Genomic DNA, 22,692 nt, shown 5'->3' on the forward strand with positions numbered 1-22,692 from the left:
GACTAGCCCTCTAGCTTAGACTTATCACGCACGGCGCCTTTGTCGGCACTGGTCGCCATGCTTGCGTAAGCTTTCAGTGCGAAAGACACTTCACGCTGACGGTTTTCTGGTTTCCAGCCTAGTGCGTCTTGCTTAACACGACGCGCTTCTAGTTCAGCTTCAGGCACATCAAGTGTGATCGAACGGCTAGGGATGTCGATAGTGATGATATCGCCAGTGTTTACTAGACCAATCACACCGCCACTTGCTGCTTCTGGAGAAGCGTGACCGATAGACAAACCGGATGTACCGCCAGAGAAACGTCCGTCAGTTAGAAGAGCACAAGACTTACCTAGACCCATAGATTTTAGGTAGGTAGTTGGGTAGAGCATTTCTTGCATGCCCGGACCACCTTTAGGACCTTCGTAACGGATAACAACCACTTCGCCTGCTTTTACTTTACCCGCTAAGATGCCGTCTACGGCTGTGTCTTGGCTTTCAAATACGATAGCAGGACCTTGGAATTTCAGGTTCTCTTCATCAACACCTGCTGTCTTAACGATACAACCGTCAACGGCGATGTTGCCTGAAAGTACGGCTAGGCCACCTTCTTGGCTGAATGCATTCTCTTTAGTACGGATACAACCTTCTTTACGGTCGTCATCAAGACGATCCCAACGGCAATCTTGTGAGAAGGCTTTGGTGGTACGAATACCTGCTGGGCCCGCGCGGAAGAACTTAAGTACCGCTTCGTCTTCTGTCTGCATGATGTCGTATTGAGCTAGCTGCTCTTGCATGCTTAGGCCAAGTACAGTGCGAGTTTGGTTGTTCAGTAGGCCTGCGCGGTCTAGTTCACCTAGGATAGCCATAACACCACCAGCGCGGTGAACGTCTTCCATGTGGTATTTAGGTGTTGAAGGCGCAACCTTACATAGGTGTGGAACGCGGCGAGACATCTCGTCGATATCACCCATATCAAAGTCGACTTCACCTTCTTGAGCTGCTGCCAATAGGTGAAGAACGGTGTTACTAGAACCGCCCATTGCGATATCCAGTGCCATCGCGTTTTCAAATGCTGCGCGGTTTGCGATGTTACGAGGCAGTGCTGATTCGTCATCTTGCTCGTAGTAACGCTTGGTTAGGTCAACGATGCGCTTACCAGCATTGATGAATAGCTCTTCACGGTCTGCGTGGGTTGCTAGCATAGAACCGTTACCTGGCTGAGATAGACCAAGCGCTTCTGTTAGACAGTTCATTGAGTTCGCTGTGAACATACCTGAACATGAACCACATGTCGGACATGCAGAACGCTCTACTTGCTCACTTTGCTCATCAGAAATGGTTGGATCGGCACCTTGGATCATTGCGTCAACAAGGTCTAGCTTGATGATTTGATCTGAAAGCTTAGTTTTACCCGCTTCCATTGGGCCGCCTGATACAAAGATCACTGGGATGTTAAGGCGCATTGCTGCCATCATCATTCCCGGAGTGATTTTGTCACAGTTAGAGATACACACCATCGCATCCGCACAGTGTGCATTGACCATGTATTCTACTGAATCCGCGATAAGCTCACGTGATGGCAGTGAGTACAGCATGCCGCCGTGGCCCATTGCGATACCATCATCGACTGCGATGGTGTTGAATTCTTTAGCGATACCGCCCGCTTTCTCGATTTCACCCGCAACCAGTTGACCCATATCTTTAAGGTGAACGTGGCCTGGTACGAATTGAGTGAACGAGTTTACAACTGCGATGATTGGCTTACCGAAGTCATCATCTTTAACGCCAGTTGCACGCCATAAAGCGCGCGCACCAGCCATGTTGCGTCCGTGGGTAGTCGTTGCTGAACGATAGATTGGCATTGCTTAAATCCTTATAAAATATTTGGCTGTTGCTTACTTAGTTGTTTGCGTTTGGTTTTCTGAAGTTTGGCCTGCTGGATAAACGTAGTCTAACCAGCCCCACTTATCTTCAGTGGTGCCATTGAATAGACCAAAGTAAGCCGCTTGAACTTTTTCAGTGATAGGACCGCGTTTGCCTTCACCTACTGTAATTTTGTCTACGCTACGAACCGGAACGATTTCCGCCGCTGTGCCTGTCATGAATACTTCATCAGCAAGGTATAGCGCTTCACGAGCAATGTTCTCTTCACGGATCTCATAACCCATGTCTTTTGCTAGTGTCATGATCGAATCACGCGTGATACCCGGCAGAATCGCACTGGTCGCTGGTGGTGTGGATAGCACGCCGTTACGTACCACAAAGATGTTCTCACCAGCCCCTTCAGAAAGGTAACCATCAACACTCAGTGCGATGCCTTCATCGTAACCATGACGGCGAGCTTCGCCACCAACTAATAGTGAAGATAGGTAGTTACCACCGGCTTTTGCTGCGGTTGGGATCGTGTTTGGAGCGGCACGGTTCCAGCTAGAAATCATTGCATCAACGCCGTTTTCTAGTGCTTCTTCGCCTAGGTAAGACCCCCAAGGGAAAGCAGCGATGATCAGTTCCATCTCAGTATTTTCTGGCGGGCAGACACCCAAACCAACGTTACCTACGAAACCTAGAGGGCGGATGTACGCTGACTCTAGCTTATTTTGGCGTAGCGTTTCGCGAGTCGCTTCCATAATTTCTTCCTCAGTGTAAGGAATAGGGAAGCGATAGATTTTTGCTGAGTCTTTTAGGCGCTTAGCATGTTCAGGGTGACGGAAGATAACCGGCCCTTTTGGTGTGTTGTAACAACGAACACCTTCAAACACAGAAGTACCGTAGTGCATTGCGTGAGTCAGGACGTGAACGTTCGCCTCTGCCCAAGGAACCATCTCACCGTTAAACCAAATATAGTCTGCTGTTTTAGCTGTCATGTTTGCGGTTCCTTATGCGTTTATCTTTTGTTGTAAGTTGTTGTTTGGCAGTTCATTACGGCTGATCGAGATAACGTCAACGGTACGCACATCCCACAGCTTTTCGATTTGATTGACCAAAAAAGAGATTGGACGGTCACTGTCTACAATGATCTCTACACTCGCCACTTTACTTTCGTGGTTTTGAGTGCCCGCGACTTGCTTAACAATAAAGCCACGGTGGCGGATAACACGAAGAACACGCTCTAGTAGTACAGGCTTATCATCGGCTTTGATGTCTAATAGGTATCTTTTCATGTTATGTGTTCTCCAACATCTCACTGTTTGAAGCACCTGGCGGTACTAGTGGCCATACGTTCTCTTCTTCATCAATAAGAACATGAAGTAGGTAAGCGGTTTTGCTTTCTAGCATCTCTTTCAGTGCTGGCTCTACTTCTTCTTTGCGCGTGATGGTTTTACCCGGGATATCGAAGGCTTTCGCTAGCATCACGAAGTCTGGGTTGTCATCTAGGATGGTTTCACTGTGGCGGCCATCGAAGAACAACGATTGCCATTGGCGAACCATACCCAAGCGAGAGTTGTTTAGAAGCACCATCTTCACTGGGATTTGGCGGCGTTTCAATGTGCCAAGCTCTTGAATGTTCATCATGAACGAGCCGTCACCAGAGATAAGTATAGATTGGTCGTCAGGACGCCCAACCGATGCACCCATTGCAGCTGGCAAGCCAAAGCCCATGGTGCCTAAACCGGCAGAGGTAATGAAGTTCTGTGGATCGCGAGGCTGAATGTGCTGAGCTGCCCACATTTGGTGTTGGCCCACATCAGTCGATACGATAGAGCTTGCTGGCATCATGTCTGACAGTTGCTTCAACAGCAGTGGAGCAAAAATCAGATCACCAGGGTGGTCGTAACGCCATTTGAATGAGCTACGAAGACCTTCAGAGTGATGAACCCAAGAGGAGATGTCTTGGCTTAGCTCTAGTTGAGGCATGATCTTGTTGATGTCACCGCGAATTGGCGCATTGGCAAGACGCAGTTTGCTGAACTCAGCGGCATCGATATCGATATGGATAACCTTAGCATGCGGCGCAAAGGTATCGAGTTTGCCAGTTACTCGGTCATCAAAACGAGCACCGACAACAATCAACAGGTCACTCTCTTGAACCACAAGGTTAGCGGCTTTAGTGCCGTGCATACCCAGCATGCCAAGGTAGTGTGGGTCGTCACGTTCGATAGTGCCCAAGCCTTTCAGTGTGCTTACTGCTGGCATTGGGTTTAGGCGTAAAAACTCACGAACCGCATCGGTTGCTTTAGCAAGTTGAACACCACCACCTACGTATAAAACAGGACGGGTCGCTTGAGACAAAAAGTACTGTGCCTGTTCAATGGCATCAGTTGTCGCAACAGGAATTGCGGGTGGAGTAAATTCAGGAAGAGCGTTAACAGGTGCTTCTGCTAGTTGAACGTCTTTAGCGATATCGACGATAACCGGGCCAGGGCGGCCAGACTTTGCTACCACAAACGCTTCAGCGAGGGTTGGAGCTAGCTCTTCAATATCAGTTACTAGGTAGCTGTGTTTAGTACATGACAGAGACATACCAATCACATCCATTTCTTGGAATGCATCGGTACCAATGTGGGAACTTGCAACCTGACCTGTGATAGCAACCATTGGGATTGAATCCATAAAGGCATCAGCAAGGCCAGTGACTAGGTTGGTTGCACCTGGTCCCGAGGTTGCCATACAAACAGCGACATCTTGTGTTGCTCTAGCCATGCCGATCGCGGCCATAGCGGCGCCTTGCTCATGGCGACATAGGATATGTTCAACCCCGCCGTCATAGAGTGCATCGTAGATTGGCATGATGGCACCACCGGGGTAACCAAATACGGTCTCAATTCCTTGTTGCTTGAGTGCGGATACGACTAGTTCTGCGCCTTTCATCGGAATTCTCCCGTATTACCTTTATTTTGGTAACTGTTTCCTTTGTCTCTGCACATCTTGTGCTCCCATTCTTCCTGTAAATCGGCAAAGCCGAAAATGCTCAAAAATATAAAAATCGAATGTTTAAATTAGAAAAAACCCCCGGACTTGTCAGTGCGGGGGTTTTTTCTAATTCGTGGTTACTTTCTTCCCACTCGCCCCCGCGCAGTCTTAATAATGACTACGATAATCAGGTTAATCAGTGCGTAAATGCGAGCGTTAAAAATCATAATATTCGAGTTTTCTCGTTTATTGTCTTCAGTAAATGTCTACATCTCTAGTGTTATCACACAAATCTGCCGCATGACAAGGGAAATGTCATTCTTTTTTCACATTAAAATACCATTCCACCAAGCTATATAACAACCTTATCGCTTTGGTGAGCAACGAATATCCAGAGCGAATACTTTTAAATCAAAGACAAAGGAAAGTTATGGGACTCGCGATAATTCATAGCCGAGCTAGTGTGGGTGTAGAGGCGCCAGAAGTGACCGTTGAGGTGCATATAAGCAACGGAATGCCTGGTTTCACGCTGGTGGGTCTACCTGAAACAACGGTCAAGGAATCTAAAGACCGAGTGAGAAGCGCGATCATCAATTCTCGCTTTGAGTTTCCATCGAAAAGAATTACGGTCAATCTCGCCCCAGCCGATTTGCCCAAAGAAGGTGGCCGTTTTGACCTGCCCATCGCGCTTGGGATTTTGGTGGCGTCAGATCAGCTTCCGACATCAAAAATAGCTCAACATGAATTTATCGGTGAGTTGGCATTGTCAGGAGAACTTCGCTCGGTAAAGGGCGTTTTGCCTGCGACGTTAGCCGCCGACAGTGTAGAGCGATGCTTAGTTGTCCCACATCATAACGGTGATCAGGCTGCGCTGGTGGGCAAGGGAGCGCATAAATCTGCACAAACCTTGTTGGAGGTTTGTGCTGACATGTGTGGACAGGCTCAGCTTGGGCTATATAGAACGGAACATCATCAGGCTGATGTTTCAGTGCTTCGCGACCTACAAGATATTATCGGCCAACAACAAGGCAAGCGAGCTCTAGAGATAGCCGCTGCTGGGAATCATAACTTATTGTTTCTTGGCCCACCCGGAACCGGAAAAACTATGCTCGCTTCTCGACTGCGTGACCTATTACCTGAAATGAGTGATGACGAAGCGATGGAAACCGCGTCGGTGGCCTCGTTAACGCAACAAGAAATCAATCAATACAACTGGAAGCAACGACCTTTTCGCTCTCCTCACCATTCCAGTTCAATGGCGGCATTAGTGGGTGGTGGTTCGGTGCCTCGCCCCGGAGAGATCTCTTTAGCGCATAACGGCTTATTGTTCTTAGATGAGATGCCGGAGTTTGAGCGCAAGGTGCTTGATTCATTACGAGAGCCACTAGAGTCGGGCGAGATCATTATCTCCCGTGCTGCGGGCAAGACTCGTTTTCCTGCGCGTTTTCAATTGGTCGGTGCACTTAACCCAAGTCCAACGGGTTATTACGAAGGTAACCAGGCGCGCGCCAACCCACAGATCATCCTGCGTTACCTCAATCGCTTATCTGGGCCCTTGCTGGATAGGTTCGATATGTCATTGGAGATACCTCTGTTGCCAAAAGGAATGTTGGCCGAAGGCGGTGATCGCGGTGAAACCACTCAAGTAGTTAAGCAAAGGGTTAGGCAGGCGCGAGAGTTAATGCTATCTCGCAACCATAAATCGAATGCACTGTTAGGTAGCCGAGAAATTGAGAAGTATTGCCCACTGCGACGCGAAGATGCAGAGTTTCTTGAGACAGCACTACATCGCTTGGGTTTATCGATTCGTGCTTATCATCGAATTATTAAGGTGGCACGAACCATTGCCGACCTTGACGGTAACGAGCAGATCGAAAAGAAACATCTATCAGAAGCGCTAGGCTATCGCGCGATGGATCGCTTGCTGAAACAACTCACGGCTCAAGCTGTCTAGCAAGCAGAAAAAGCCTGCTTAGATGCAGGCTTTCGTTGGATTGCAGTTCATACTCGCTAAGGTTAGAACTTGTAGTTCAAGCCAACTGAAACTATATATTGAGACTCGTCGTAGAAGGTAATGTTCGAGTCGCTGGTGCCGTAGCCTGCCAGTGAAATAAACGACCAGTTTTCCCAATCCATGAATTGATCATACTCATAGGCGGCGAATAGGTTGATATTGTCGTCGCTGCGTTTCTTGTCGTAGATCGGGTTGCTCGCATCGTAAGAGCGTTGGTTGTAACCCGCTGTTAGTGCGTACTGGTGACGCCCCATGCCACCAAACAAGCTTACCTCACCACCGAATTGGTCGTAAGATTCAGCTTTACCATCAGCATCACGTGTTTGATAGATGACGGATGGAATAAGCATCATGGTACGACTGAGTGGCAGGCGATATTGACCTTTCAAGTAGAGAGTATTGGCATCTCGTTTGAGCTCTTGATCTTGAATATCATCCTTGTCGACATCTTTGGTCGCATAGGCCATGTCTAGCGAGAAAGCTGAGCCCGCAATGTTGCTTAGCTTCAAACGAAACGCATTGCCAGTTTCATCGGTCTTGGTGCGAGCTGATGTGGTGTTGTATGGATCAGCCCAAGTTTCACCAGACATAATGGTTGGCAGCAGTGAAGCGTCGATCACCATGCCTGACTCAAGTTGGTATTTGTAACCGACTTCGAGAACTACAGTACCTGTTGCTACATCATCTCGCGCGGTACCTGTGTATACCTGATGGTTTAGCTTTTCACCAAAGGTATAAGCAACACTACCTAAAGGAGCAACCAGAAAAGAGCTTTCCGAAGAAGCCTTCTGATCTGTGGATGAAAGATTGCTATCAGCATCGGTATTAAAGTTCGAGGTGGAAGAGGTAACCCCGGTATTGAGAGAGATTTCACCACTGAAACCTTGTTGGTCTGCAAGCTTGGCAAAAGCGGGAGAAGCCGCAACGCTCAATGCCAAGAGAGTTATTTTTATTTTCATTCAAGGGCTCCTTGCCCACCGGTTCTTAGGACGGGTTATTAATAGCAGTAAAGCTTTAAACTTCCAGGTTAATTATTTATCAATAATGATTTTTGAACTAGCAAAAAAAAGGAAGCCGAAGCTTCCTTTCATCAATGGCTTACTTCTTTAATAAGAAGTTCACGAGCTCGAAGTACTCATCAAGAGAGTTGATACCTTGAGCTTCTACTAGGTAGCGGTTGTTAACCACAACAGCGGGTACACCTGAAAGGCCGCTGTCTTTGAATGCTTTGTCGAAGCGACGAACCATAGAATCTACAGCAAAGCCGTTATACGCAGCATCGAATTTCTTCGCATCAACGCCTTCGTCTAGGAAGATTTGACGCAGTTCTTCTTCATCACGTGGTGGCTTGTTCATTGTGTGGATGCGGTTAAACATCACTGGCACCATTTTATCTTCAACTTTCAGTGCAATCATTGTCGCGTAAGCTTTGCTCATTGGCAGACCCATGTTGCCACCCATGAATGAAACATGGTTCTTCTGTAGCTTAGCGTCTTTAGGTAGCTGTTGTTTTAGCTGCTGGATGATTGGCTCAAAGCTATTACAGTGTGGGCAGTAAAAAGAGAAGAACTCTGTCACCATTGGTTTTTTTGATGCTTCTAGGTCGAGAACTTTGTAGTGTTCACCTTCGTTAAATTTCGCAGCGTGAGCGGTAAGGCTCAACATGATCAATGAGAAAAATGCGAATAGCTTTTTCATTTATCCAATCTCCATTATGTTTGAATTTTTATCTAGTTGTATGTTGCGATTGCTGTTACCACTGAGGCATTAACGAAAGTGGTGGCTCTTGCAGGGTAGCAATTTGCTCTTTACAAGCAAGTACTTGTTGCTCCCAATATTTCGGATCATTAAACCACGGGAAGGCCAGAGGAAACGCAGGATCGTGCCATCGTTTCGCCAACCATGCCATGTAATGCACCATACGTAGACCGCGTAGTGGTTCGATTAGTTTCAGTTGTGCGGTATTAAAATCGCAAAACTCTTGGTAACTCTCTAGCAAAATATCCAGTTGCATCAGCTTATCTTGGCGCTCGCCATTGAGCAGCATCCACAGATCTTGTATCGCAGGGCCGTTACGTGCGTCATCAAGATCGACGAACATTGGCCCATCGCGCCACAAAATATTGCCAGGGTGGCAGTCACCGTGCAGGCGGATATTCTCAATGTTGCTCGGCCACTGGCTCTCTAGCTCTTTGATCAGAAGGTCAACGTCATTGAAGAAGGCATTTTCTAGGTGCGTCGGGATAAACTGAGAGTTCTCTAGAATCTTACGTGGCTGATAAAGGTATTCATCTAAGCTGATGGTCGGGCGATGCTGGAATGTTCTTCCCGCGCTGGCTTTATGAATACGACCAAGAAAGCGTCCTACGCCTTCCAATTGATCTAGATTGTCAACTTCATACTGTCTGCCGCCAACACTTTCAAATAGTGCAAATAGGTAGCCTTGGTATTCATGTAAGGTTGCACCGTTGATTCGCATTGGAGGCGCAACCGGCATCTCTTGTTCGATAAGCTCGAGTGCGAAGTCATGCTCTTCTTGGATCTGTGCCTTGTTCCAGCGTTGTGGACGGTAAAACTTAACGACGTAGCGCTTACGGTCTTCATCGGTGAACTGATAGACACGGTTTTCGTAACTGTTGAGAGCGAGAAGCCCGGATTCAGCGCGAACTCCGATGCTCTCCAGTGCGTACCACATGAAGTCAGGAGTCAGGTTATCAAAGTTAAAGGCTTGCATCGTCATAGAATAAAAAAGGCTCATTACTGAGCCTTTTTCCATTTATTGGGTTGTTATACCAAGCACTACGGTGCGGGTATCAGAGCTTCTTGATAAAGCGGCTTTCGACTTCCATCGTAAACTCTTCATTATCCGAGAGTATAAACTGAATTGTCGAAACTGGTGAGCTCAGTTTTTCTGGGTCGGCGCCCAAACTGATAGGTAGGTTCAAAACCTCGCCTGGATCGACAGTAATCGTCTGTTTACCATACCAGATAGAATCGGGCAGTCCGCTAACATCGAGTTTGTACTCTTGCTCTTGTTGAGTCTTGTTGATCACTTTCAAGGTGTAGGTGTTTTCAACCAACCCTTGGTTATTGACTCTAAACAGTTGGTTTCGGTCACGCAGAACACTTAGGCCGGCAGGATCAACGCTCGCGATTTGGGCGAAGAACAAGCCCAGCATCACGATCAAGATAGCGCCATAGCCCAACAGCTTGGGACGCATTACCTTGGTCGAGTGACCTTCAAGTCTGTGCTCGGTGGTGTAATTGATCAGGCCTTTCTCATAGCCCATACGCTCCATCGTGTTGTCACAGGCATCAATACACGCGCCGCAGTTAATACACTCGTATTGCAGGCCGTCACGGATATCGATACCCGTAGGGCACACTTGTACACACAGATTACAGTCAATACAGTCGCCTAGACTAAGCTCTTTTGGATCGGCTTTACGAGAGCGAGGGCCACGGCTTTCACCACGTTCTGTGTTGTAACCAACGATGAAGGTGTCTTTATCGAACATTGCCGACTGGAAACGCGCGTAAGGACACATGTGCAGACAAACAATTGAACGCATCCAACCCGCATTGGCATAAGTACATCCAGCAAAGAACAGTACCCAAAACACCGGCCAGAAAGACGAGTTAAAGGTAAAGAAGCCAACCACTAACTCTTTGATTGGGATGAAGTAACCAACAAAGGTTAAGCCCGTCGCAATGGCAATCGCCCACCACGCAATGTGTTTGAGGGTTTTTCTGAGGATTAAATTGCTCGTCAGTTTGCCCGAGTCTTGTTTTCTTCGCTTATTGGCAGCGCCTTCTAGCTTCTCTTCGAACCAGATATACATGAAGGTCCAGACGGTTTGTGGGCATAAATAGCCACACCAGACACGGCCTAAGAAGGTGGTTATGAAAAACAGGCCAAACGCGGCAATCATAAATAGGATCGCGAGTAGGGTCAGATCTTGCGGGTATAAGGTGGTGCCAAAGAAGTTGAACTGTTGGCTGCCGATATCGAGCAAGATCGCTTGACGTTCACCAAAGGGAATCCATGGGATAAGCGCAAAAAGTAAAAGTAAGAACCAACCGCCATAGCGACGCAGTTGTTGGAATTTACCTTTGCTTTCTCGAACATAGATTCGGTTACTTGGGTTAAATCGATCTCCATTACCTTTATGTGTTTTCGGGTTAAAGGTTTTAGGAGTCACATCTTTGATATCGATTTTATCCTGACTCATGGACTATCCTTTTTGTGGCTTGTTTGCCCGGTTAAGTCGGGCATGACGACATTACTTGAAAGTATGGTTTAGAGAACCTGTTGAAATTGAGCTTGGTGCATTTGTTGTTATCGCACTCACTCTTATTATTTTAGAAGATTCTTATGGATGGCGATTATAGCGACAATCTTGTTCTCATTTCTTTAACGCTATCAACCTTTAACAACAAAAGTCATAACAGTTGTGACGAAAAAATAGCGAACAGAAACAAAAAAAGCGACCTGGTGGTCGCTTTTTAAAATTGAGTGTTTTATCTATACGGCAATTGAGCTCTAAACTAACGGGCGACTAAAGAAGGCCACGTGCTTTTAGAATTGCGGTTTTGAAATCATCTTCTTGGTCTTTTTTCAGGCCCGGGATCATCTCATCTTTTTCGCTGTTGCGCATTTTTAGGTGATAGATAAGAACATCGTCAGTCAGTTCTTCAAGCTTGCCTTGGTAGCCCGCTTCTTTTGATAGCTTAATGATGAACTCTAATAGGTTAAGCTCTTGATCTTTCTGCCACTCAGGCTCCATCAGTTCAAGCAGTTCTTCAATGCGGTGACACTTCATACTTTATTTCTCCACAAATTTTATAATGATTTGTGGCTAAGGTATCAAATCGGGTAGGGAATACCAATGTGTAAACACATTTCAAGATGGGAGCGGGCAGAAAAAAGCGCAGTAAAAACTGCGCTTTTTGTTAAGCGGCTTTAATCACTTTCGTTGTAGTCGGTGCTAATAAAGCAGTCTTCTCAACTAGAGTCATTGTAGGAGCCAATTTCTTAGCCGTTGGAGCAGCAACAAAGCCACTACGACGACGCATCGCACTACGGTTGGTGTGCGAGAACCTGACAGCTGTTGGGCGCATTAATTTACCTAACGGTCAGGCATATCCATTGCCAATCTAATGGCCTGATTTACCATGAGCTCCACCTCAATTGCTTGAAGCGTCACTCGTCTGGCTTTCGCCAATCCGAAGAATAAATCAGGATAATGATATGCATGCATATCAAGGCTTAGATTATCACTATCTAAGTTATCGATCGACGCCTGAGTGATAAATAGACGATATTAGAGCTAAAATAGTGTGAGCAGTATATTTGAGTTTGAACCTCTTTCAGGCTTAAGATGATGCTTTAAAGGAGGTGCATATGTCGTTCTTAAAGAAAACGTTAGCAAGTTTTGGTATTGGGTCTGCCAAGGTGGATTCTGTATTGCAACAGGAAGTGCTTTATCCAGGCAAGAAGGCGAGCATTATTGTGCATGTCTATGGTGGCGCTCAGCCACAAGAGATCGACAATATCGATCTCAACTTGTGCTGTCGTTACGTCAAAGAAATTACTATGAATTCGCAAAGGCAAGAGGGCGGTCAAACACGTCGAATGCACCAGACATACTCGTTGGCCAAATGGAGCCTGCCGTATGCCTTTGTTATTCAGCCGGGTGAAACCCGTGATTTTGAATGTGAGTTTGATGTCCCGCTGAACACACCTGTCACGATTGGTGATTCAAAGGTGTGGCTAGAAACCGGGCTCGATATTGCGATGGCGATTGATCCATCGGATAAAGACATCTTAACGGTGCGCCCTGACGCACTCCTCGATGGTATTTTTAACGAGCTTGAAGCTCAAGGGCTGCGTATTCGCCAAGTTGAGTGCGAAGCAGTAGAGGGCTTTGAACTGCCATTTGTTCAAGAGTTTGAGTTTGTCCCTACCACTGGTCCATATCATGGCCGCTGGCGTGAACTGGAAGTGGTTGCTCATCGTGATGAAACCGAGCTTAAGTTGTGGTTTGAGATAGACCGTAATCGCGATGGTGCAAAAGGCATGTTGGCGAGCTTGTTAGGCATTGGCCAACTGCAGCGTCAATTGAGTGTGCCATTGGATACGTCACCACAAGATGCGGGCAAGATGGTACTTGAGTATCTAGACAACGCATCTTAGTTAGCTCTTTGGTTCTGTAGCTTTAGAGACCTTAGCTTCATCACACCGTTTAGGCGTTATTAATGTCATAAAAGATGTCATAAAAATTTAAGCTTACACGTGTAAGCTTAATGTGCAATACTAGGCAAATCGAACATTTACTCTAGTAGGATAATCATGTCTGCATCATCGGCGAGCGAATACAGTGACATCGAAGAACGCGCCAATGCGATAACCCATGGCTTGGGTGTTGTGCTTGGCGTGGTTGGTTTAATCCTGCTGCTGATTCGTGCGTTTGACCATCAAGCCGACATACTGACTATTGCGAGTATGGCGGTATATGGCAGCAGTATTATCCTACTCTTTCTCGCTTCCACGCTTTATCACTCGATCACCACAGAAAAGACCAAGCGATTACTGAAAACTCTCGATCACTGTGCGATCTACTTATTGATCGCGGGCAGTTACACGCCATTTTTATTGGTGAGTTTAAGAACACCATTGGCGATGGGTTTGATGGCAGTGATTTGGGGTATCGCGCTAGTCGGAATCATTATGAAGATTGCCTTCGTCTACCGATTTAAGCGTCTATCGCTGTTCATTTATTTGGCGATGGGCTGGTTGTCGTTGATTGTGGTGTATCAACTGGCGATGAATATTGAGATGGGCGGCTTGGTGTTATTGGCGCTCGGCGGCGTGATCTACTCGTTGGGTGTGATTTTCTATGTGGCAAAACGCATCCCTTACAATCATGCCATCTGGCATTTGTTTGTGTTGGCGGGCTGCGCTTGCCATTTCTTCGCTATTTATTTGTACGTGACTCCGGTTTAGCGAGCCAGTACCTCAGTAATCTCAGCTTTAATCTGATATTCAGGGTGTTGTTCTAGGTCGAGCTTGATGAGCTTGCCTTCTTCACCCGTCTTTGGTCGTAGGTATGTGTCGGCCATTCGTTTGATTGATTTCCACACAGCAACTTCTTCTTCTGCCAACAACTCACCTTCTGCAGTAAATACGCTGATGTTAAGTGATACCAAAATGACCGCTTGAGTGCCTTGGTTAGTGATGGCTGTCGGAATGATAAGCTCACCATCTTCATAGCGACTTGCACCCAGTACAACATCCACTCCTGACTGAGATAGCTGTAAGCTTGGCTTTTTGCTATCAACGACAATCGTCGTACCACGCACGTTAGTCGCAACTGGAACTGCCACAACAGGCGCTGCTGCGACAGGTACGGCGATCTCTGATGTTGTCGCTACTTCTTCCGCTTGCTTCTCTGCCACGTACTGCCAAGTAAAGTCATCTTTCAGCAGTATCTGTTTTCCATCTTGAAGAGTTACCATTTGGTCGGCGAAGGCTGAACTGCTTAGCAGTGCGCTTGCGATAAGTAGGTATGATTTCATCTCTGTTTCCTTAAATATTCGTGCAATTAGCGTCGCCAGAAGGCTGGGAAGAATAGAACGATCAGCGTCAGTATCTCAAGCCTTCCCATCAACATACCAAGGCTTAATAACCACTTAGCAGCGTCTGGTAGGGGAGCAAAGTTACCCGTTGGGCCGATCACGCTACCCATACCCGGGCCAACGTTAGCTACCGCAGTAATAGCGCCCGAGATACTGGTGATTGGGTCTAAACCCATCGCACTTAAGCCGCCAGCGATTAAGATGATCGTAATAAAGAACATCAAACCAAACGCCACCAACGAACGCACGATGTCGTCGCTGACAGGGCGTTGGTTATAGCGTTGAACAAATACGCCTGATGGGTGAATCAGCTTCATCATCTGTTTGTGAAGCATAGTCATCGCTATCTGGAAGCGGAAGATCTTGATACCACCAGAGGTTGAACCTGAGCACGCGCCCGCCATCATTAAAAAGGCAAACAGCGTGGTAGGCAAAGCGCCCCACGCGGTGAAATCTTCTAAGCCAAAACCGGTTGTGGTTACGACTGACACAATGTTGAACATCGAAACACGCATCGCATCCATGACTGTGTAGCCATCTCTAACCACCAACCATGTCGATATCACGGCACTGGTGACCAAGAATAGATAGGTGAAACCTCTCACTTGCGCGTCTTTGTAGAGGATTGAGAGTTTTCTACCACGCAGTGCGCTAACAAACAGTAGGAACGGCAGACCACCAAGGAACATGAACAGGGTTCCTACCCAGTGAGCACTGTTAGAGAAGTGGTTCATTGAGCCATCTGATGTTGAGTAACCACCCGTAGACAGTGTTGTGAAGGCATGATTGATTGCGTCAAAGATACCCATGCCTGCAAACAGGTAGCTAATGATGCACAACCCAGTCAGAACCAGATAAACCGCCACGATGTTCTTGGCGACCGTTTTCGCTCGTGGGCTGCTTTTATCTGACCAATCGGATGATTCGGTTTGGAACAGGCGCATACCACCGACGTTGAGCATTGGCAGAACCGCTACCGCCATAACGATGAAGCCGATGCCACCTAACCATTGCAGTATAGAACGCCACAACAGAATACTTGGAGCCATGCTGTCTAAGTCGCTTAATACGGTTGAGCCTGTCGTGGTGATACCAGACATGGTTTCAAAATAGGCGTCAATGAAGCTGATGTGGTTGATGAAGACAAACGGCAGTGCAGCAAAGGCACTGGCTATCGTCCATACCAGAGAGGTGATCAGGAACATGTCCCGTACCCCAAGTCGGAACTTAGCTGAACGGCCTAAGCTCAAGCAGATGAACGCCACAATGTGCGTGATCACTACCGACTGACCAAACTCGAGGAAGCCACCGGTGCCTGTGAAAAAGGCAACCAATGTAGGGATGTACATGAAAAGGGCGAGTTTTGATAACACTAACCCTATCACTAATAATATCGGACGAAAGTTGACCATAGCTTAATAGACCATAGCTTTAATTGATTACAGCTTTGTGCCGGAGCGCCGTTCTCACAAAAGAAAGTTGCGAGAAGAAGCTCACGAGAACAAGGCTATAAGAAGAACGGGCTCGGTTGGAATAGAGACTCAACATCCGGTACGTATTTCTTGTCCACTAGGAACATCACTACGTGGTCATCCTGTTCGATTACGGTTCTATCGTGCGCGATAAGTACTTCTTCTCCGCGAACAATCGCACCAATAGTGGTGCCCGGTGGTAACTTGATGTCGCCAATCGCTCGGCCAACCACTTTAGAGGTGGTTTCGTCACCGTGAGCAATCGCTTCGATCGCCTCTGCAGCGCCGCGACGTAGAGAGGATACGTTTACGATATCAGCACGACGAACGTGAGTAAGCAGCGCAGAAATGGTCGCTTGCTGTGGCGAGATAGCAATATCAATCACACCACCCTGAACAAGGTCGACGTAAGCACCACGCTGAATCAGTACCATTACCTTCTTGGCACCCATTCGCTTCGCCAGCATGGCTGACATGATGTTGGTTTCATCTTCATTGGTTAGGGCGATGAACACGTCCACTTGATCGATGTTCTCCTCGGTCAGCAGCTCTTGGTCGGCTGCATCACCACAGAATACGATGGTGTTTTCTAATTCTTCAGACAGCTTCTCGGCACGAGTGTAACTGCGCTCAATAAGCTTGATGCTGTAGCTCTGCTCAAGGCGTTTTGCCAAGCTTGCACCAATGTTACCACCACCGACAATCATGATGCGGCGGTACGGTTTCTCTAGGCGCTGTAGCTCACTCATTACTGAGCGGATGTGGTTACTCGCTGCGACGAAGAACACTTCATCATCGGCTTCAATGATGGTGGTGCCTTGTGGACGAATAGGGCGACCTTGACGGAAAATAGCGGCAACACGGGTATCAATGTGCGGCATGTGCTCACGCAAAGCAGACAATGCGTTACCAACCAGTGGACCACCGTAGTAGGCTTTTACTGCTACTAGGCTAACCTTCTGTTCAGCAAAGCTCACAACCTGCAGTGCGCCTGGGTATTGAATCAGGCGCTCGATGTAGCTGGTCACTAGCTCTTCGGGTGCGATCAGGTGATCGACTGGGATGGCACCTGATTTGAATAACGCTTCTTTCTCTTCTAGGTATTGAGGAGAGCGAATACGAGCAATTCGGTTCGGCGTATTGAAAAGAGAGAAAGCAACCTGACACGCAGCCATGTTGGTTTCATCCATGTTGGTTACGGCAACCAACATGTCGGCATCTTGCGCACCCGCTTCACGTAGTGTGTTTGGGTGGCTGGCATAACCGTTTACAACCCTAAGGTCATACTTATCCTGAAGTTCACGAAGTCGGTCAGCATTACGGTCGACAATGGTGATGTCGTTGTTTTCACCAACCAGGTTTTCCGCAAGGGTACCGCCAACTTGTCCAGCACCTAGGATAATGATCTTCATAGCCTTTCTCTTTTCTTTACCGTGGTAATTCTAGTTATCTAACTTTGTTTTGATAATGCACTAGAAAGAAACAGCGGCTAAGAAATAAATTCTTAGCCGCTGTTAGTTGTTATGCCTGTTTTACTAGAACTGCGTAGTAGAAGCCATCCATATCTTCTTCTCCAGGTAGTATTTGACGACCCGGATTTTCGATATCAGACCCAACCAGCGTTGCGTTTTCAGTACGTGCTAGGAATGCTTTCACTTGCAGCACGTTTTCTTGCGGCGTGATAGAACATGTCGCATAAACCATGGTGCCGCCTTCTTTCAGCTGACGCCACATTGCATCCATAATTTCGCTTTGCAGTTCAGCCAGCGCATCAATGTCAGATGCACGACGTAGCCACTTGATGTCAGGGTGACGGCGAATTACGCCAGTCGCTGAACAAGGTGCATCAAGTAGGATACGGTCGAACTTATCACCCATCCACCACTCTTCAGGGTAGCGAGCATCACCACAAATTACGTCGGCACGCAGTTGTAGGCGCTCAAGGTTATCGTAAACACGGTCTAGACGTTTGATGTCGCAGTCAATCGCAACCACTTCAGTATCTTGAGTGTGCTCAAGAATGTGTGCCGTTTTACCACCTGGTGCAGCACAACAATCTAAGATCAGCTCACCATCTTTTGGTGTTAGGTAATCAACCGAAAGCTGAGCGGCAGCATCTTGCACTGATACCCAACCCCTGTCGAAGCCAGGAAGCAAAGTAACATCACAAGGTGCAGCTAATTTTATGGCATCAGCTGCTTCTGGGTGCAATGTGTATTCAATGTTTTCGTTTTTAAGCAGTTCTACATACTCGTCACGAGTGTGGTGTTGGCGGTTAACGCGCAGCCACATTGGTGCCTTGCTGTTGTTTGCTTCAACCAGTTGCTCCCATTGATCTGGGTAGCTCTCTTGAAGCATTTTTAGAATCCAGCTTGGGTGGCCGTATTTGCCTGCATTGTGGCTAACGGCTTTCTCGTCTAGTTCTTCTTGGTCACGTAGGTAGCTACGTAACACAGCGTTGATCAAACCACTCAGGCTTGGACCGCGCAGTGTCTTAGTACCCTCAACCGTTTCAGCAACCGCGGCATGCGAAGGGATACGCATGAAGCTTAGTTGGTAAATGCCCACCAAGATTAGGTGGTGGAATACACGCTTTTTACCTTTAAGCGGGTTTTCCATCAGTTCGTTAGCGATTGACTCTAAACGAGGCAGATAACGAAGTGCGCCGTAGCAAATCTCTTGCAGTAGAGCATGGTCTCGCGGACGGATCGTTTTTTGAGCCGCAGGGAGAGCGTGTGAAAGAGAGTGGCCTTTATCGACAACTTGGAATAGGACATTTGCAGCAGCAGCGCGAACATTCATGAGGGGTACCGAATATTTATTTGAATACATGAGGACATCTCTGCCCTCGTAAAGGTTTTCTAAGCTGTGTAATTAACAGCTTTAAAAGCGGATTAAGAAAGTTGAGTACCAACTTCAAACCAGCTTGCACGTGAGTTCAAGATATCCTGAACTGACATGGCTTTCTTACCTGGAACTTGTAGCTGTTCAAGAACAAGTACGCCTTGTCCTGTCGCTACGTAGATACCAGTTTTATCCGCTTGCAGAATTGTACCTGAAGGCTTATCAGAAGTTTGCTCTGCCACACGGCTTTGCCATACTTTGATGCTGTTCTCAGCAGCTTCAAAGTGGCTCATTGGCCATGGGTTGAAGGCACGAACGCAGCGTTCAATATGCGCAGCTTCATCACTCCAGTTGATACGCGCTTCTTCTTTGCTTAGCTTCTTCGCGTAGTTCGCAAGCTCATCGTCTTGCTTTTCTGCAACTGCTTTGCCAGAAGCGATGTCCGCTAGACATTCAACAAGCGCGTCAGGGCCAAGGCCCGCTAACTTCTCGTACATTGATGCGCTAGTATCTGTCGCTTCGATAGGCAGCGTTGCGATGCTTAGCATGTCGCCAGTATCTAGGCCGATATCCATCTGCATGATCGTCACGCCTGTCTCTTTATCACCTGCCCAAATAGAGCGTTGAATCGGAGCAGCACCACGCCAGCGCGGTAGGATAGAGCCATGTACGTTGATACAACCTAAGCGAGGCGTATCTAATACAACCTGCGGAAGCAATAAGCCGTAAGCGACAACAACCATGATGTCAGCGTTCAATTCAGCTAGCTCTTGCTTAGCCTCATCTGACTTGAAGTTTTCTGGTTGGTAAACCGGAATATTGTTTTCAAGTGCGATGTTTTTTACTGGGCTCGCAGTGAGTTTTTTACCGCGGCCTGCTGGGCGATCTGGCTGTGTGTAAACAGCAACAACTTCATGCTCCGAAGACAACAACGCCGCCAAGTGACGGGCGGCGAAATCCGGAGTACCTGCAAAGACAATTCTTAAAGACTGACTCAAGGTAGGCTTCCTTCTAATTTAGTAATAGCAGCGGTTATTAACCTTGTTTCTCGTTGAAACGTTTAATCTTCGCTAGCTTATCTTGGATACGTTTACGCTTTAGTGGCGATAGGTAATCAACAAACAACTTGCCTTCTAGGTGGTCAAGTTCGTGCTGAACACAGATAGCCAGAAGGTCGTCAGCGTCGAATGTGAATTCGTTGCCGTCACGGTCTAGTGCTTTAACCGTTACTTCTGCAGCGCGAGGTACTAGAGCTCGAGCGCCTGGTACAGATAGGCAGCCTTCTTCGATTCCATCTTCGCCGCGCTTCTCAGTAATTTCAGGGTTGATAAGCACCATTGGCTCATCACGTGTTTCTGAAATATCGATAACAACGATGCGTTGATGGAAATCTACTTGCGTTGCCGCAAGGCCGATACCTTCTTCGTCGTACATGGTTTCAATCATGTCATCAACGAACTTTTGAATCTCTGGGGTAACTTCTTTTACCGGTTTCGCCACGGTACGTAGACGATCATCTGGTAATGTTAATACTTGTAATACAGACATATACACTCGAAATATTGAACTGTGCCGAAACAGCTTAAACCTTGTTGGCTCAATTCTAGACATTTTAGAGGTCAAATGACAGCATCCTGAAGGTAATTCTCAAATCAGATGTCATATATTCAGACCAAGGAACCTAGGTCATGCGTCATTTTTCTCCCATTTTTTCTCTTGTTTGTGCCTCGCTTTCGTTCGCCGCTACGGCTGAAAATAGCGCTCAACCTTTAACCATTAAGCAGGGCGCACCTGAGGCGTATGTGGTGGTAAAGGGCGATACCTTATGGGATATATCTGCGATGTATCTTGATAGCCCGTGGTTGTGGCCAAGGTTATGGCAGGTCAATCCAGAGATAGAAAACCCTCATCTCATTTATCCCGGAGATAAACTGTCTTTGGTTTGGATTAATGGCGAGCCTGTATTGAGCCTCAAGCCTGTTATCAAGCTTAGCCCTAAGATTCGTGTCTCTGAGAAGAAAGCAGTACCTACCGTCAATGAAGGGCTGGTTTTGCCATATTTACAGTCTGATCGCTTGGTAGAGCAGCAAGATATCGAATCGGCACAACGAGTATTAGGAACCAGTGATGGTAAACGTTTCTTATCGGGTGCAGACCGGTTGTTTATCTCAGGTAACCAACAACATCAAAAGTGGGGTATCTACCGCGCAGTTGAAACCTACCAACGGCAGCAACCCCAAGCGAGTATTACCTCTTTGCGACTGGTCGCCACTGCGCGCTTAAAAGAGGTGGATGCTGAGTTCAGCAGCTTGCAGATAGACACTCAGCTGCAAGAGGTATTGCTGAACGACCTTGTGCTACCAGAACTTGGTGTTGATCAGGTGAAGCTCTCTACCACGTTTTATCCTGCACCTAGTGCGGCGGGTCAATTTGCTAATATCTTGGGCTCATTAGATGGCAGCCAATACAGCGCGAAGAATCAGGTGGTAGTGATCAACAAAGGTTCACAGGATAACCTTCGCCAAGGTTCTATGTTTACCCTCAGCGAAAGCGGTGCGGTGGTGTTTGGTAAGCAAGGTGAATACAGTTATAAAGAGTCTGCGGCGAGCGATAAGGTGCAATTGCCAAGTACCTCGCTGGGTAGCTTGATGGTCATTCGTCCTTATGAGTATTTTAGCCTCGCGTTGATCACTCAGAGCTCTAAGCCTGTTAGCAAGGGCATTCTGGCAGTATCGCCTTTGGATCTTGCTTTGACAGAAGAGGTTAAGGGCACCGAGTGAATGAGCAACAACTGAGTGCTTGGCTAACTCTAAGTTTTGTTCCTCAATTGGGTGGCAAACGCCTTTCTCGCCTGCTGAGTATCGATTCCCCTTCGAACATTGTTGGCTACTCAAGCCAGCAGCTGCAAGTGATGGGTTTATCAGGCAAACAAATTTCTTATCTAAGAGAGCAAGCCCCAAGAGAAGTGGAGGCTTGCTTATCATGGCAAGCAAAACAGCCTAACCATCACATCATTACCCCTAATTGCCCACATTATCCCAAACTGCTTAATGAGATTGCCTCTGCGCCCAGTGTTCTTTTCGTTAAAGGTCACGTTGAAAAACTGATCGAGCCTCAAATCGCGATGGTCGGCAGCCGCAATGCCAGTATTGAAGGACTGCAGACCGCCAAGTCCTTCGCCAAAGAGTTTGTCCAAAACGGTTTAATTGTCACCAGTGGCTTAGCTTTAGGTATCGATGGCTATGCTCATGATGGTGCTCTAGATAAAAGAGGGGAAACTTTTGCAGTGTTGGGGTCTGGCTTGGACTCCATTTATCCTGCCCGCCACCGAAATCTAGCTGAGAGGATCTGTGAGAACGGAGCGCTGATTTCAGAGTTTCGACCGAGTGCTAAACCAAGACCTGAACATTTCCCCCGTCGTAACCGTATTATAAGTGGCTTGTCGTTAGGAACCTTGGTGGTGGAAGCGGCTGAGAAGAGTGGCTCTTTAATTACCGCTCGCTATGCCATGGAGCAAGGTCGAGAAGTGTTTGCGCTGCCCGGTTCTATTCATAGCCCAACCAGTCGCGGAGGTAACAGTCTCATCAAAGCTGGAGCATGTTTAGTGCAAAATGCTCAAGATGTTCTGATTGAAATAAAGAGTCTGTTAAACTGGTCTATAGATCAGCAGCCGAGCTTATTCGAACCTACGCCGAATGAGGGTGAAAATGAACAATTGCCATTTCCACAGCTGTTAGCTAACGTAGGATTAGAGGCGACACCCGTTGATATTTTGGCACAGAGAACCCATATACCTGTGCATGAGGTCATGATGCAGCTTTTAGAGCTTGAGCTCTCAGGGCATGTTGTTGCAGTTTCCGGTGGCTATATTCGAAAGGGGAGAGGCTAAGC

Annotated in this window: 21 protein-coding genes; 5 read left to right on the forward strand and 16 right to left on the reverse strand. The window is 47.3% G+C overall.

What is annotated here, in order from left to right; genetic code table 11:
* Positions 1-2: 2 nt before the first annotated feature.
* The 4 genes from ilvD to ilvG are packed head-to-tail and all read right to left on the reverse strand — an operon-like array spanning position 3 to position 4,791.
* Positions 3-1,844, reverse strand: a complete 1,842-nt coding sequence (gene ilvD / locus AB4167_RS15715; protein ID WP_017058786.1) for a dihydroxy-acid dehydratase — start codon at positions 1,842-1,844, stop codon at positions 3-5.
* 33 nt (positions 1,845-1,877) lie between these two features.
* Positions 1,878-2,846 carry a branched-chain amino acid transaminase gene (locus tag AB4167_RS15720; protein ID WP_065584154.1) on the reverse strand — a complete coding sequence of 323 codons (969 nt, stop codon included), beginning with the start codon at positions 2,844-2,846 and terminating at the stop codon, positions 1,878-1,880.
* A 12-nt stretch (positions 2,847-2,858) separates the two neighbouring features.
* Entirely contained in the window at positions 2,859-3,143 is a 285-nt protein-coding gene (gene ilvM, locus AB4167_RS15725) for an acetolactate synthase 2 small subunit (RefSeq protein ID WP_017055442.1), read from the reverse strand.
* A 1-nt stretch (position 3,144) separates the two neighbouring features.
* Positions 3,145-4,791: an acetolactate synthase 2 catalytic subunit gene (gene ilvG / locus AB4167_RS15730; RefSeq protein ID WP_136982682.1), complete on the reverse strand. Its 1,647-nt coding sequence runs from the start codon at positions 4,789-4,791 to the stop codon at positions 3,145-3,147.
* Positions 4,792-5,263: 472 nt separating this feature from the next.
* Here ilvG and AB4167_RS15735 point away from each other — a divergent pair, with 472 nt between their 5' ends.
* Entirely contained in the window at positions 5,264-6,787 is a 1,524-nt protein-coding gene (locus AB4167_RS15735; RefSeq protein ID WP_017058783.1) for a YifB family Mg chelatase-like AAA ATPase, read from the forward strand.
* Between the two features lie 62 nt (positions 6,788-6,849).
* On the opposite strand, the gene AB4167_RS15740 is transcribed toward AB4167_RS15735, so the two are convergent.
* The 6 genes from AB4167_RS15740 to AB4167_RS15765 all read right to left on the reverse strand — a co-directional run bounded on the left by AB4167_RS15740 (position 6,850) and on the right by AB4167_RS15765 (position 11,968).
* The gene (locus AB4167_RS15740; RefSeq protein ID WP_017069572.1) at positions 6,850-7,806 is read right to left on the reverse strand and encodes a DUF2860 domain-containing protein; all 957 of its coding nucleotides are present in this window, start codon (positions 7,804-7,806) and stop codon (positions 6,850-6,852) included.
* 139 nt (positions 7,807-7,945) lie between these two features.
* On the reverse strand, positions 7,946-8,545 hold the full coding sequence (locus tag AB4167_RS15745) for a thiol:disulfide interchange protein DsbA/DsbL (protein WP_017063015.1): 600 nt from the start codon (positions 8,543-8,545) through the stop codon (positions 7,946-7,948).
* Between the two features lie 55 nt (positions 8,546-8,600).
* On the reverse strand, positions 8,601-9,587 hold the full coding sequence (locus AB4167_RS15750; RefSeq protein WP_017058781.1) for a serine/threonine protein kinase: 987 nt from the start codon (positions 9,585-9,587) through the stop codon (positions 8,601-8,603).
* A 73-nt stretch (positions 9,588-9,660) separates the two neighbouring features.
* Positions 9,661-11,079 (reverse strand): cytochrome c oxidase accessory protein CcoG, encoded by a 1,419-nt coding sequence (ccoG, locus tag AB4167_RS15755; RefSeq protein ID WP_017063014.1) that lies wholly within the window; start codon positions 11,077-11,079, stop codon positions 9,661-9,663.
* A 327-nt stretch (positions 11,080-11,406) separates the two neighbouring features.
* Positions 11,407-11,670, reverse strand: a complete 264-nt coding sequence (locus AB4167_RS15760) for a YihD family protein (protein ID WP_009848104.1) — start codon at positions 11,668-11,670, stop codon at positions 11,407-11,409.
* Between the two features lie 130 nt (positions 11,671-11,800).
* Positions 11,801-11,968, reverse strand: coding sequence for a hypothetical protein (locus AB4167_RS15765; RefSeq protein ID WP_004739323.1), 168 nt, complete (start codon positions 11,966-11,968; stop codon positions 11,801-11,803).
* Between the two features lie 283 nt (positions 11,969-12,251).
* Here AB4167_RS15765 and AB4167_RS15770 point away from each other — a divergent pair, with 283 nt between their 5' ends.
* Both AB4167_RS15770 and AB4167_RS15775 read left to right on the forward strand, forming a co-directional pair.
* Positions 12,252-13,043, forward strand: coding sequence for a sporulation protein (locus AB4167_RS15770; protein WP_017058778.1), 792 nt, complete (start codon positions 12,252-12,254; stop codon positions 13,041-13,043).
* A gap of 156 nt (positions 13,044-13,199) precedes the next feature.
* Entirely contained in the window at positions 13,200-13,853 is a 654-nt protein-coding gene (locus AB4167_RS15775; RefSeq protein WP_372136738.1) for a hemolysin III family protein, read from the forward strand.
* Here AB4167_RS15775 and AB4167_RS15780 read toward each other — a convergent pair.
* The 6 genes from AB4167_RS15780 to def all read right to left on the reverse strand — a co-directional run bounded on the left by AB4167_RS15780 (position 13,850) and on the right by def (position 20,349).
* A complete protein-coding gene (locus AB4167_RS15780) occupies positions 13,850-14,425 on the reverse strand; it encodes a DUF3157 family protein (protein WP_372136739.1) in 576 nt (191 codons plus the stop codon). The two genes, AB4167_RS15775 and AB4167_RS15780, sit on opposite strands and share 4 nt — an antisense overlap.
* A gap of 26 nt (positions 14,426-14,451) precedes the next feature.
* On the reverse strand, positions 14,452-15,897 hold the full coding sequence (locus AB4167_RS15785; RefSeq protein WP_372136740.1) for a TrkH family potassium uptake protein: 1,446 nt from the start codon (positions 15,895-15,897) through the stop codon (positions 14,452-14,454).
* Between the two features lie 95 nt (positions 15,898-15,992).
* The gene (gene trkA / locus AB4167_RS15790; protein ID WP_004735766.1) at positions 15,993-17,369 is read right to left on the reverse strand and encodes a Trk system potassium transporter TrkA; all 1,377 of its coding nucleotides are present in this window, start codon (positions 17,367-17,369) and stop codon (positions 15,993-15,995) included.
* 109 nt (positions 17,370-17,478) lie between these two features.
* On the reverse strand, positions 17,479-18,759 hold the full coding sequence (gene rsmB / locus AB4167_RS15795; RefSeq protein WP_017058774.1) for a 16S rRNA (cytosine(967)-C(5))-methyltransferase RsmB: 1,281 nt from the start codon (positions 18,757-18,759) through the stop codon (positions 17,479-17,481).
* A gap of 92 nt (positions 18,760-18,851) precedes the next feature.
* A complete protein-coding gene (gene fmt / locus AB4167_RS15800; protein WP_017063006.1) occupies positions 18,852-19,799 on the reverse strand; it encodes a methionyl-tRNA formyltransferase in 948 nt (315 codons plus the stop codon).
* Positions 19,800-19,836: 37 nt separating this feature from the next.
* Positions 19,837-20,349 (reverse strand): peptide deformylase, encoded by a 513-nt coding sequence (def, locus tag AB4167_RS15805; RefSeq protein WP_017058772.1) that lies wholly within the window; start codon positions 20,347-20,349, stop codon positions 19,837-19,839.
* A gap of 140 nt (positions 20,350-20,489) precedes the next feature.
* Between def and AB4167_RS15810 the strand changes: the two genes are divergently transcribed.
* Both AB4167_RS15810 and dprA read left to right on the forward strand, forming a co-directional pair.
* Positions 20,490-21,581, forward strand: a complete 1,092-nt coding sequence (locus tag AB4167_RS15810) for a LysM peptidoglycan-binding domain-containing protein (RefSeq protein ID WP_229648151.1) — start codon at positions 20,490-20,492, stop codon at positions 21,579-21,581.
* On the forward strand, positions 21,578-22,690 hold the full coding sequence (gene dprA, locus AB4167_RS15815; RefSeq protein ID WP_017071760.1) for a DNA-processing protein DprA: 1,113 nt from the start codon (positions 21,578-21,580) through the stop codon (positions 22,688-22,690). Before AB4167_RS15810 ends, dprA begins: the two co-directional genes overlap by 4 nt.
* Positions 22,691-22,692: the final 2 nt, after the last annotated feature.

The sequence above is a fragment of the Vibrio sp. 10N.286.49.E11 genome (assembly GCF_041469505.1).
GTDB lineage: Bacteria > Pseudomonadota > Gammaproteobacteria > Enterobacterales > Vibrionaceae > Vibrio > Vibrio crassostreae_C.